General features: G+C 46.6%; 6 protein-coding genes and 1 pseudogene. 6 read left to right on the top strand and 1 reads right to left on the bottom strand.

Translation table 11 applies throughout. The features are described 5' to 3' along the window. Positions 1–44 precede the first annotated feature (44 nt). The 5 genes and pseudogenes from FU659_RS07935 (at position 45) to hpf (ending at position 11,533) form a co-directional block, all read left to right on the top strand. Positions 45–4,517 (top strand): OmpL47-type beta-barrel domain-containing protein, encoded by a 4,473-nt coding sequence (locus FU659_RS07935; RefSeq protein WP_147947070.1) that lies wholly within the window; start codon positions 45–47, stop codon positions 4,515–4,517. A gap of 700 nt (positions 4,518–5,217) precedes the next feature. Continuing rightward, positions 5,218–7,823 (top strand): annotated as a pseudogene (gene adhE / locus FU659_RS07930) (bifunctional acetaldehyde-CoA/alcohol dehydrogenase). Positions 7,824–7,892: 69 nt separating this feature from the next. After that, complete coding sequence (pflB, locus tag FU659_RS07925; RefSeq protein ID WP_147947069.1) at positions 7,893–10,151, top strand: formate C-acetyltransferase; 2,259 nt, start codon at positions 7,893–7,895, stop codon at positions 10,149–10,151. Between the two features lie 20 nt (positions 10,152–10,171). Further along, complete coding sequence (gene pflA / locus FU659_RS07920; RefSeq protein ID WP_147947068.1) at positions 10,172–10,939, top strand: pyruvate formate-lyase-activating protein; 768 nt, start codon at positions 10,172–10,174, stop codon at positions 10,937–10,939. Between the two features lie 51 nt (positions 10,940–10,990). Then, on the top strand, positions 10,991–11,533 hold the full coding sequence (gene hpf / locus FU659_RS07915) for a ribosome hibernation-promoting factor, HPF/YfiA family (RefSeq protein ID WP_147947067.1): 543 nt from the start codon (positions 10,991–10,993) through the stop codon (positions 11,531–11,533). A gap of 18 nt (positions 11,534–11,551) precedes the next feature. Here the strand turns inward: hpf and FU659_RS07910 are convergent, their stop codons facing one another. Then, entirely contained in the window at positions 11,552–12,601 is a 1,050-nt protein-coding gene (locus tag FU659_RS07910; RefSeq protein ID WP_147947066.1) for an acyltransferase family protein, read from the bottom strand. Positions 12,602–12,755: 154 nt separating this feature from the next. Here FU659_RS07910 and FU659_RS07905 point away from each other — a divergent pair, with 154 nt between their 5' ends. Next, positions 12,756–13,280: a hemerythrin domain-containing protein gene (locus FU659_RS07905; RefSeq protein ID WP_147947065.1), complete on the top strand. Its 525-nt coding sequence runs from the start codon at positions 12,756–12,758 to the stop codon at positions 13,278–13,280. The last annotated feature ends 96 nt before the right edge of the window (positions 13,281–13,376 follow it).

Here is a 13,376-nt window from a genome sequence, read left to right as displayed (position 1 = left end):
GGTAAGCGTATTCATTTAGGTGCCATGTGAGGGAGTGGGTTAATTTGTTAACGAAAAAGTGGATAGTAAGCTCGATGCTGGTCCTGCTTTTGTGTATCTCGTCTTGGAATGGAGTACTATCGTTAGGAAATATAACAGCTTATGCGGCAGATACGTTACAAAATGCAACGATTGGCGGATTTGAAAGCGATGAAGAGCTTTGGAATTTTAACCTGGGAACCGAGTTTCCCGGAGCCAAAGGCGAATATGTGCGGGATACGTCCGTATTTAGGTCGGGGACCTATTCGGGTAAGCTGCGCGGGGATTTTAGCGCCGGCGGCACATATGTCTCGGTGAGTAAAAACTTTATTCCTATGGATATACAGAAACTTGAATTTTGGGTTAAAACAGCTGACGCCTCTGCGATCGTGCTTCGGGTGACGGATTCGACCGGGCAGGTGCATCAGCAGAAGCTTGCAGTGGCGTCAAATGCCAACTGGCAGAAGATGGAGATCACCAAATTTAACGGAGGCACAAGCTATCTTCATTTCGGCGGAGCCAACGATGGGGTGTGGCATGGACCTGCCCAGGGAATCGGGCTTTTGTTAGAGAAGAGTGGTTTGAGCGGTGGAAAAATAAGCGGGAATGTATGGATCGATGATGTATCTGCGACGGTTCCGCAGCAAGAGCCTCTATGGGATTCCGCGATCGGCAATTTCGAGAACGCCTTTGACATATGGAAACCAACCTTGGGAACAGGAGCTAAAGGCGAATATGTCCGGGATTCGTCCGTGTTTAAGGAGGGAAGCTTTTCGGGTAAGTTGAGCGGAGATTTTAGCGGTACCGGCAAAAGTGTTTCGATAGGAAGAAATTTTTCTCCTCGGGAGATAAAGAAGCTTGGATTTTGGGTGAAAACAACGGATGCTGCTGCCATTCTGGTTCTGTTGACGGATTCGACCGGGCAGGTGCATCAGCAGAAAATCGCTGTGACGCCAACTGGGAATTGGAAAAAAATAGAAATATTTAAGTTCAACAGCGGCACGAGCTATCTACATTATAACGGGGCAAACGACGGGGTATGGCATGGTCCCGCCCAGAGAATCGGATTTATTCTAGAAAAGACCGGCTTGATCGCGGGCAAAACGAGCGGAGACATTCGCTTGGACAATATCGTGACCACATCCACCTTCCCGGATTTATCCATCGAGCAGTCCCGAATGGGAAATATCTTTCTGGCGAACGAGTCTGCAGCTTTTCCTCTTGTAACAAGGGGAGATACTGTAAGTTGGAGCGTATATGACCACTTGGATCATCAAGTATTGGCAGGCAGTGAGGGGGTGCAGGATGGGCAATTGAATTTGACGATTCCTATTCAGCAGCTTGGTTATTATAAGCTTTCGCTTGCTGCGAAGAAGGATGGTCAAACGATCAAAAATGCAGAAATTTCGTTTGCCCGCTTAGCCTCGGATGACCCCACTTTGGCGAACAACTCTCCATTCGGGGTATCCACTCACCTAGCAAGAACAAGTACTGGATGGACGCCTGAGTTAAGTACATTATTGAAACGCGTCGGATCCAAAAATTTCCGTGACGAAATTACTTGGGTAGATGTCGAATACGAAAAAGGGAAATACCAGAAGCCGCCAGGCCGCGATGCCTTTATGCGGAAAACGCAGCAAGACGGCCTAAAGCCGTTCATCACCCTTGACTTTACGAATCCGTTTTACGATCAGGACAGTACGCCCTATTCGGACGAAGGCCGTCAGGGTTTTGCCAATTATGGCAAGGCTTTGCTGGACCTATATGGCAACCAGATGGAATGGGTGGAAGTCTATAATGAGTTTAACGGAGGGTTCGGTGATCGAGGGAACGGCCCCGCTGACTCACGTCCGGACTATTATTTTAAGCTGCTGAAGAAGACCTACGAGACGGTGAAAGCCGCCAGATCGGACGTGACGGTTGTCGGAATGGCATCGAACGTAGACATCCCCTGGATGGAGGAGGTATTCCGGCTCGGCGGGCTCCAGTACATGGACACCGTTTCCATCCATCCGTACAATCGAACGCCGGATGGCATGTTGCAAGCCGTGCTCGATGCGCAAAGCTTAATCCGGAAATATAATCAGGGACAAGACAAACCGGTTTGGATTACGGAAGTCGGCTGGCATACCGACACAAGGGGAGTAGACGAAAAAGCACAAGCGGATTATTTGGTGCGAGCATATGTGCAAGCGTTGAGTGCCGGTGTCGAGAAAATATTCTGGTATGATTTGATGAATGATGGCATGCAAGCCGACTATGGCGAAGATAATTTCGGCCTCATTCGCCATCAGGATGACCTCAAAGGGCAGTTCTCGCCAAAACCCGCTTATGCGGCTTATGGGGCGATGACTCGAGAATTGCTAGGCGCCTCGTTCGTTGAACAGGAAGCCGTCGACACGGGCATTACCAGCTACCGATTTGATAAAGACGGCCGGAAGCTAAGGATCGTCTGGGCTAATAGCCCTGTGCAGGCAGCCATTCAAACGAATTTGCCGATACAAATCACGGATATCATGGGGAACACGGAAACCTTCACACCGCTTCACGGCAAGGTGTATATAACGTTAACCGCCGAACCCATTTACATCCAAAGCGACATCGACGGCATTGCGCTTGATTCGACGTTCGCCGTGACGGGGACAGAGGCGGTAACCGGCGAGCCTGTTGCGCTTAAGGTAGAAGCGAATAATACATCCGCATCGCCTCTCGCCGCCTCATTTACGGTGGAAGGAGCGACATATCCATTGTACGCGGGAGCAGGTCAGAATACGTCGCAGCAGTTCGCCCTGCCTGGATTGAGACAGGAAGGCATTCGCTATGTAACAGGCGATTTGACCGTGAACGGGAACCGAATCGGAAGACTGAAGCATGCCATTCAGACACTCCCTTCTTACCGCGCGCGAATCATTCCTGTTATTACCGATGTGAATACGAAGGCTGAAGCATTGAAGATACAAATTCAGAACTTTTCCAAACAGCAAGGTCTAACTGTCCGAAAAGCCGATTGGCAGTTCGGCACCCAGTCAGGCACACAGAATTTGAACAATGTGATTCCCCCAGACACCACCAAGACGTTTGATATTCCGCTGAGCGGTTTTAATTACGGTGTCAGTAACCAAGCGCAAGTGACTGTCCAATTTGACGGAAAAGCATCTTTCGTTTATGCAGGGAAGTTGGATTTCAATCCGATTCTTCCCGGAACATTACAACTTGACGGTTTGGCAGACCCTGCGATCATAGCGTCGCCGCCGGTCGCTAAATTATCGCAAGGGACGGTAAAAATGCAAAATTATACTGGACCCTCGGATTTGGACGGCAGCGTATGGGTGAACTGGGATTCAGATCATTTCTATCTAACTGCGACAGTCAAAGACGATGTGCATTACACGCCTACAAGCGGAGCGGAAATTTGGAAAAATGACAGTCTCCAGTTTGCTGCAATGGCGGGTATTCCTGGAGAGAATTTGGGATGGTATGAATACGGGCTATCCCAGACGCCACAAGGGCCGCAAATCTTTCGTTATTCATCGCCTAATACCAGTGTCAGGGAGCTTATAACGAACGGTTCCTTGCAGGTTTCGCGTGATGAAGTGCAGAAGGTTACGGTCTATGAGCTCGCGCTTCCATGGTCTGAGCTTGCACCAATCAAGCCGGAAAAACAGGGAGCCTTCAGCTTCTCGCTGCTTGTTAATGATAACGATGGCACCGGTCGCAAAGGGTATATCGAGTGGGGCTCCGGCATTGGTGAAACGAAAGATCCCAATAAATTCAGAACGGTTCAATGGATCGTAACGGATGATACACCTCCGATTACCGTAGCCGCTTTGGAAGGGACGAAGCAGAACGGTTGGTACGTCACCGATGTTAAAGTAAATCTGAGTGCTACGGACGACAAGTCCAGCGTTACGGAAACCGTATACAGCCTAGATGGAGGAGCCACTTGGACGAAATATCAGAACGCGCTTGTTTTAAAAGAAGATGGATTCTATACGCTGTCGTTCCGATCGACCGATCAGTTTGGGAATAAGGAACAGTCCCAAACAGCTACCTTCTCAATCGATCAAACCGCGCCGACCGTTCAAATCAGCGGAGGGGGAACATATACCATCAATCAGACGGTAACGGTCACCTGCACCGCTACGGACGCCGTATCCAGCGTTGTTTACAGCTCCCGCTCGGCTCCTTTGCTGAACAGCCCGGCCTATCTGTTGAACATAGGTGACAATGCCGTTTCATCATATGCGACCGATGCTGCCGGCAATTCCGGAACGGCGGCAACCACTGTTATCGTCAAGGTGACAGTGGATAGCCTGATCCGGCTCGTCGAGGCTTGGGTCACCGGCAATGGCAGCCAAGGTATTGTTAACTCGCTTGGAACGAAGCTCCGGCATGAACAGTTTGGTGCCTTCATCAACGAAGTCCACGCGCAGAAAGGCAAGAAAATTCCTGAAGAAGCTGCGAATTACTTGCTGAAGTTTGTGAATGATTTGAAATAACAAGATTGACTGAACACTTGCTCCTCCATGGGGGCAGGTGTTTTTATTACAAAATACGAAAGATAGGTGGTTCATCATGTCGAAGATCGATATTCATGTGATGCACCCATGGAAACATCATATTTGTCAAAGGATAAGTCATGGACAAAAGCACGTTGCTGACTACATGTAAATTTTGCCTTTGGTTTCGATGGCAATCACGCGCAGAGTGCTCTGGCAGTATCTGACGATTTAACAGATTGGCGATGTGGGGAAGAGCCATTAATCCCATACGGAGAGCAAGGAGAACTTGACGAAATTCATGCCCATAAGTCTAGTGTTATTTATTGGAATGGCGTGCTGTATCATTTTTATTGCGCGTGCAGGCATGATAAAGTCGGAGACCTGACAAAGCTGAAAATATTTGAAGGACAATATGAGTTTCGTTGTATTGCAGTTGCAACCAGTCAACCAATAGCTCTTAGATAAGAAGATATTCATAAACAATACCTATTCTCTCAGTATGCTCTGAGATTAAGAATAGGTATTTTTTTATAATAATCATGTGAAATCATTCATAATGTGTTCAAGGATACGGAATTTATAAACACTTGGTTTGTGATTTTTATCATAGTGAGGCTTATTGATTAAGTTTAATCTAAAGATAGAACAACAAGTTAACAGCCACACATTATTGAAAAATAGAGGAGTGGATGAAAGTATGACAACCAAGGAAGCGAAAACATTAGATCAAATTTCTGCTCAAGACGAAGTTAACCAACTGGTAGCTAGAGCCAAGCAAGCGCAGCAGCAATTTCTTAAGCTGGATCAAAGTCAGGTAGACCACATTGTACAGCAAATGGCATTAGCCGGCATCGATCGGCATATGGTTCTTGCCAAGCTGGCAGTGGAAGAAACCGGTCGTGGTGTCTACGAGGATAAAATCACCAAAAATTTATTCGCTACGGAATATATTTATCACAGTATCAAAAATAACAAAACAGTTGGCGTGATTGAGGAAAATGCGTATGAAAATTACCAAATGGTGGCTGAACCTGTTGGTATTATCGCTGGTGTTACGCCGGTCACGAACCCCACTTCGACGACGATGTTCAAATCATTAATTGCGACGAAAACCCGAAACCCGATCATCTTCGCTTTTCATCCGTCTGCTCAGCAATCAAGCAGCGCGGCAGCAGCAACATTACTGGAAGCAGCCGTTAAGGCAGGGGCACCCGAACATTGCATTCAATGGGTGAAACATCCATCCGTGGAAGCAACTCAACTGCTGATGAATCATCCAGATGTGGCGCTTGTTCTGGCAACTGGAGGGTCTTCGATGGTGAAAGCAGCTTACAGCACGGGCAAGCCGGCACTGGGCGTTGGACCTGGCAACGTACCTTGCTTTATTGAGAAAACGGCCAATTTGCAGCAGGCTGTCAATGATTTGATCCTATCGAAGACGTTTGATAACGGTATGATATGCGCCTCTGAACAAGCTGTCATTATTGAGGAATCGGTATACGCGGAAACAAGGAAGCTGATGGCTGATCAGGGGTGTTACTTCTTGAATAAAGAAGAAACAGAAGCTGTTTCTAAGTTGGTCATTAATGCTGAGAAATGTGTCGTTAACGCGGTTATTGTTGGTCAATCTGCCCCGAAAATCGCGGAGATGGCTGGGATTAAGGTGCCTGTGACGACAAAAATATTAGTTGCGGAATTAGCGGGTGTCGGTGAGGCATTTCCATTATCCGCGGAGAAGCTAAGCCCTGTGCTTGCTTGCTACAAAGTGAAGAACGCTGAGCAAGGGATTGATCGAGCTGCGGAAGTAGTTAAATTTGGCGGCATGGGACATTCCTCCGTCATACATTCTCAAGATACAGAGGTCATCCAGGCATTCTCTAATAAGCTTCAAACTGGACGTATCATTGTTAATTCACCATCTACTCACGGTGCAATTGGTGATATTTACAATACAAACTTACCTTCCTTGACACTAGGCTGCGGCTCATATGGTCATAACTCGACTACTTCTAACGTGAGCGCCGTGAACCTGATCAATGTGAAGCGCGTTGCTTACCGCACTGTCAATATGCAGTGGTTCAAAATACCACCGAAGATTTATTTTGAAAAAGGCGCTACGCAGTACTTAGAGAAAATGCCTGATATTAAACGAGTCATGATTGTCACAGATCCGATGATGGTGAAGCTCGGTTACGTTGAGCGTGTGGAATATTATCTTCGCAAGCGACAACTGCCTGTCTATATTGAAGTGTTCTCTGATGTGGAGCCAGACCCATCCGTTGAAACGGTGGAACGCGGTCGCGTACAGATGGCAAGCTTCCAGCCGGATTGCATTATTGCCTTAGGCGGCGGGTCGCCGATGGATGCAGCTAAAGCGATGTGGTTGTTCTATGAATATCCGGATACCAGCTTTGATGCCTTGAAGCAAAATTCATGGACATTCGCAAACGGGTTTACAAATATCCGCGTCTGGGGCGCAAAGCGAAATTTGTGGCGATTCCTACGACTTCGGGTACAGGCTCGGAAGTGACATCTTTCGCTGTCATTACAGATAAAGAGAAGGGCAATACCAAGTACCCGCTTGCCGATTATGAGCTTACACCTGACGTAGCGATCATTGATCCAGATTATGTGTACAGCTTGCCGAAGACTGCGGTAGCCGACACGGGTATGGACGTCCTGACCCATGCGATTGAAGCGTATGTGTCCGTTATGTCTAATGATTATTCCGATGGTTTAGCGATGAAGGCCATCCAATTGGTGTTCCAAAACTTAGAGAAATCGTTTGCCACCGCAGACCCTGTGGCCCGTGAGAAGATGCATAATGCTTCAACAATCGCAGGAATGGCCTTTGCAAATGCGTTCTTGGGTATTAATCATAGCTTGGCGCATAAATGGGGCGGAGAATACCACACTGCTCATGGACGCACAAACGCCATTTTGATGCCGCATGTGATTCGCTATAATGCCCAAAAGCCGACAAAATTCACTTCGTTCCCGAAATACGATCACTTCATTGCCGATCAACGTTATGCCGAAATTGCGCGTATGCTGGGGCTTCCCGCTAAGACAACGGAAGAAGGCGTGAATAGCCTTATCGAGGCCATCCGTAAACTGAATAAAACCTTGGGTATTCCTGAAAAATTTCAGGATCTTGGGTTCAATCCCGAACAATTCGAGACGCGTGTCAACTACTTAGCGGATCGAGCATTTGAAGATCAGTGTACAACCGCGAATCCTCGGATGCCATTAGTGACAGAGTTGGCTGATGTGTATCGAAACGCTTTTTACGGTAAGTTTTAATCGTGCAGGAAGCTCACAAGCTGAATCTTTGGAAGTAAGTTTGCTCCGCGAACTCTAGGAGGTGCCATCATGGCAATACGAGAAGAAGATATCCAGACAGGTAGTTGCTGGAGCGGGTTTGTTAAGGGGAAATGGAAAACATCTATTGATGTTAAAGATTTTATCGACAAAAATATGACCGTCTATACAGGTGATCATTCCTTTCTGGCAGGTCCTACAGAAGCTACGAATGAGCTATGGCAAATGGTCAGTATGTTAACTCGCAAAGAGAGAGAAAATGGCGGTGTATTGGATATCGATGTCCAGACGGTGTCCACGATTACCTCACATGCGCCGGGTTATCTGGCACAGAATAAAGAGAAAATTGTTGGTTTACAGACCGATGCTCCACTCAAGCGTTCCGTACAACCTTTTGGCGGCATTCGCATGGTCATCGACGCCTGTGAGGCATACGGGTTTAAGCTGCCGGAAGAAATGATACACGTGTTTACAGATATTCGCAAAACGCATAACCAAGGCGTGTTCGATGCCTATACCTCGGAGATGAAAACAGCACGTAAGGCTGCTATCATTACAGGCTTACCCGATGCTTATGGACGTGGTCGCATTATTGGCGATTACAGACGCGTTGCTTTGTATGGCGTAAATCGCCTGATCGAAGAAAAAAAGAAGGATCTTCTGCAGTTGGAAGTCGATTCGATCACCGAAGATGTTATCCGACTGCGTGAAGAACTCTCCGAACAAATCCGCAGTCTGGGCGAGTTGAAGATGATGGCTAAGACCTACGGCTATGATATTGCCAAACCGGCGATGAATGCCTCTGAAGCCGTGCAATGGTTGTACTTTGCTTATTTAGCGGCGATTAAGGAGCAGAACGGCGCGGCAATGAGCCTTGGACGCGTATCCAGCTTTCTTGATATTTATATGGAGCGGGATTTACGTGAGGGGACGTTGACGGAAGCAGCAGCGCAGGAGCTTGTTGATCATTTCGTGATGAAGCTTCGGCTCGTTAAATTTCTGCGTACACCAGATTACAATGAACTTTTTAGCGGAGACCCTACTTGGGTGACCGAATCAATTGGCGGCATGGGGCTGGACGGCAGACCGCGGGTGACCAAAAATTCCTTCCGCTTCCTGCATACCTTATACAATCTGGGTCCTGCCCCTGAGCCAAACTTGACCGTACTGTGGTCGACTCAATTGCCAGATGGGTTCAAGGCTTTCTGTGCCAAGGTATCGGCCGAAACCAGCTCGATTCAATACGAAAATGATGATTTGATGCGCCCTTATTATGGGGATGACTACGGGATAGCTTGTTGTGTATCTGCGATGCGCATTGGCAAACAGATGCAATTTTTCGGTGCCCGCGCCAATCTGGCAAAAGCTTTGCTCTATGCGATTAACGGAGGCGTGGATGAGAAGCTGGGTATACAAGTAGGACCCCGATTAGCTCCCTTGACTTCGGAAATTCTGGATATGGAAGAAGTAGCGGACAATTTTGATACGGTAATGGAGTGGTTGGCGAAGCTGTATGTGAATACCCTTAACGTCATTCACTATATGCATGACAAGTACTGCTACGAACGTTTGGAAATGGCTCTGCACGATCGTGAAATTGTACGCACGATGGCTACAGGCATCGCAGGATTATCCGTCGTCGCTGACTCGCTTAGCGCGATAAAGTATGCGAAGGTCCGCCCGGTTCGCAATGAAAATGGGATTGCCGTCGATTTTGAAATTGAAGGCGAATATCCGCAGTATGGCAATAATGATGAGCGTGTAGATGCAATCGCCGTTCAATTAACAGAAACATTTATGAATAAGATCAGGAAACATAAGACGTATCGCGCCGCTGTGCCAACGATGTCCGTACTGACCATTACATCGAATGTTGTATACGGGAAAAAGACAGGAAGTACGCCAGATGGTCGCAAAGCGGGAGAGCCCTTCGCACCCGGAGCCAATCCCATGCATGGACGTGACCGAAAAGGGGCGTTAGCGTCGCTTGCTTCCGTAGCTAAGATTCCTTATGAACATTGCTTGGATGGCATATCCAATACGTTTTCCATCGTACCGAAAGCTCTTGGTCGTGAAGAAGAAACGCGTATTTCGAATCTCGTTTCCATGCTCGATGGATATATGGCAAATCAAGGTCATCATTTAAATATTAATGTTTTTGATCGTGCGCAGCTTCTGGATGCTATGGAGCATCCAGAGCAATATCCGCAATTAACGATTCGCGTTTCTGGCTACGCCGTAAACTTTATTAAGCTGACTAGGGAACAGCAGCTTGATGTGATTCATCGTACTTTCCACGGCACCATGTAAAAAGAGAGGGGAATAAACCGATGAAAGGACGCATACATTCCTTCGATACTTTTGGCACGGTTGACGGTCCGGGCATCCGCTTTGTTCTTTTCATGCAGGGCTGTGCGCTCCAGTGTAAGTACTGTCATAATCCGGATTCATGGGAAATGAATACGGGCAGGCAAATGGATGTAGAGGAGATTATGGAAGAGATCGAGCCATACCTCGAATACTATCGCCGTTCAGGCGGGGGGATTACAGTAACGGGTGGGGAGCCGACTTTACAGGCTCCTTTCCTAGCCCGTTTGTTTGCCGAGTGCAAGAGACGTTGGGGGCTGCATACCGTGTTGGATACGAATGGGTTTTGTGAGCCGAGCTATGCGCAGGAGCTTTTGAAAGTGACCGATCTGGTGCTGCTGGATCTGAAACAGATAAATCCCGATAAGCACATGGCTCTCACGGCTCAGCCTAATGATCGTATGAAGCGCTTCGCTCATTATCTGAAAGAGATAAATAAACATGTTTGGATTCGCCATGTGTTAGTACCGGGATGGACGGATGATTACAAAGATCTCATCGAGCTTGGCATGTTCATCGGTACACTCGATAACGTGAAAAAATTAGAGCTGCTTCCCTATCACAGAATGGGCGTCTACAAATGGCAGCAAATGGGGAAAGAATATCCGCTCGAACATTGTCCTACCCCAACAGATGGGGAAATGGCCCGAGCAAGGGAGCTCATTGATACGGGAATTCTTGCAAGCCAGACAGAAGATGCAGCAATAAGGGATCACGGGAGTCAGCATTAATTCATCCACCGCGCTACCAGCTTGCATATTTTCTCATAGGAGATGAACAGTATGAAACTAATTGTACATGGTAAAAACGTAACAGTGACCCCTGCTTTGCAAGAATATGTGGAACGTAAATTGGGACGACTGGAATCATGGTTTGAAGAAGCTTGTGATATGCATGTTACCCTATCTGTTCAAGGACATAAACAACTTCATGTTGCTGAAGTGATGATGACATGCAAAGGGATTGTGCTTCGGGCTGAGGAAAAACGAGATGATATGTACGCATCTATTGATGTCGTAGCGGATAAATTAGAAAGGCAGACCCATAAGTTTAAAGACAAGATCAAACAAAGATTGCGGCATCAAACGGGGATTAAAGCTCACCTATTTGAAAACGTGGAGCCATTAAACAGAGAAAATGAATCCCCATTTGAATTAGCGCGCATGAAAACAGTTCCCAATAAACCGGAGGATATCGAGGAAGCTATTCTACAAATGAATATGCTAGACCATAACTTTCACTTGTTTTTTAACAGGGATTCCAATAAAACAGAGCTTGTTTATCGCCGCAATGACGGTACTTATGGCCTTATTACAACAGCCTAAACAAAACCTCTAATCCACTTATCGTGGGTTAGAGGTTTTGTGCTTTCCGGCTATCCATCGTTCCCAAAAGTATAAATCCGGCTCAATAAGAGGACGACTGAAGCGGCGTACCCATTTTTGCGATAGCAAACAGGTCAGTCCAACAGCGAGCAGCAGGACGAGAATCATTTGTACAGTGGTGTGCACATGTGTAAACAGTCCCATTGAAATGGCTGTTTTCGTAATAAGTGCGTGCAGCAAAAACACGTAGACGGTATATTTTCCCCATTCGGTAAGGATGGTATATTTTCGGGGAACAAGGATCAAAAAGCAAAGGGAAGCCATTACCTCAAGTCCATACATGCCTATCCTGTAAATGCCTGCATACCACTGCGTGGATCCCAATTCCCTGTAAGTGAAACTGCTGTATAACCATTTGGGGTCCACCGAGATTTTGTTCAGAAAGGCCAAAATAGCTAAGAAGCCAAGCACACCCACCCATTTTTTACTATGTGCAAAGGATTTTGGGACCATACCGAGGTGAAAATAATATCCGGCCAAGAAGAAAGGGAAAAATACGATGGTTCTGGAAAAGCTGAGCATCGTTCCGGTAAACGGAGCATATCCGACAAGTATTCCGAGAATAACCGAAAACACAAGGGGATGCCGCATTCTAGTAAAGAGCAAAAGAAGGAGACGCCAACAAAAATGACTGAATAAAAACCACAATAACGAATACGGAACGAAAAAAGAATAGTGAACGCCGGGTGCGTGGAAGGCCAATAGATCTAGCAGCGAGTAAAGGCTTTGAAAGATCAGATAGTGATAAAAAATCATTTGCAGACTTTTGATCCCGGGTACATCAAGACGAAAATTTTTAGAAAAATATCCGGTTACCATAACAAACATAGGGATATGAAACGTATAAATACCCAAATACAGGGAATAAAAAGCTGCATTTTGATGGATTAGCGGCTCCGCGCAGTTGGCGATAACCACAGTTAAAATGAGCAAAAACTTAGCGTTTAACATCAATGTCGTTGAAGCAGCATTATCTTCATTAGCCAAAACCATTACCTCCATCGTCATAATTAAATCCTTCCTAATCTCATGGTAAACCAAGATGGACTATGCCGCAGTGATGAAAATCACGAAATAATAAAGCGGCTGTGATTCTCTTCACAGCAATTTCTGAAATAAAGGCCTACAATTTATACAAGGTAAGCAAAGGAGGAGTCATTAAATGGTTATGGATCTTGGATTGCCGTTAGATAACAACAATCTTCAGCAGGTTCTGGAACGCTTAAAGGACGAACATGAGGCATTAAAAAAAGCCCTTGACCATGTACAAGAGATGACAGGGCATATGATTGCCATGCTTGGAGCGGAAGAATCAAAGTGCTTGCTTCAAGAAATTTGCAAACAAATGGAAGTTTTCATACAGCAGTTTGAGGCTCATGAAAGCTGGGAGGAAAAGATGATTTTGCCCATCCTTACGGAATATGCAAATCAGGGGATGGAACCCACCTTTCTGACTTCAACTTGGGTTTTGGAAGAAGATCATAAACGAGTAGAACGATTCGTCCACTCCTTTCTCCACGATGCGGAGCAGTGCGAAGGAGCAGATGCAACCAAATTTAAAAAAGCGATTTCGCTGCTTAGCTTAGCCTGTTCGGTATGCTTGGAACAACTACTGTCGGAGGAGGAGATCGTTTTCCCGCTTGCTAACCAAATCCTTAGCGACTTAAACGACCAGGCAGGAGAATAGGGGACTGAGGAGGAGTTAACATGGGATTTATGAAGCAGGAGCAAATATGGGAACGCACGGTTGAAGCAGGAGTGAAAAAGGTGCATATGGGTTATA

The sequence above is a fragment of the Paenibacillus sp. N3.4 genome, assembly GCF_008017805.1.
Classification (GTDB): domain Bacteria; phylum Bacillota; class Bacilli; order Paenibacillales; family NBRC-103111; genus Paenibacillus_E.
Note: the sequence above shows the minus strand (reverse complement) of the source record. Positions and strands in the feature narration are given on the sequence as shown.

Bases quoted from the DNA above. Each gene is read 5' to 3' on its own strand.
- pflB (WP_147947069.1), top strand. From the start codon at position 7,893: ATGGCAATACGAGAAGAAGATATCCAGACAGGTAGTTGCTGGAGCGGG.
- FU659_RS07905 (WP_147947065.1), top strand. From the start codon at position 12,756: ATGGTTATGGATCTTGGATTGCCGTTAGATAACAACAATCTTCAGCAG.
- FU659_RS07910 (WP_147947066.1), bottom strand. From the start codon at position 12,601: ATGACGATGGAGGTAATGGTTTTGGCTAATGAAGATAATGCTGCTTCA.
- pflA (WP_147947068.1), top strand. From the start codon at position 10,172: ATGAAAGGACGCATACATTCCTTCGATACTTTTGGCACGGTTGACGGT.
- hpf (WP_147947067.1), top strand. From the start codon at position 10,991: ATGAAACTAATTGTACATGGTAAAAACGTAACAGTGACCCCTGCTTTG.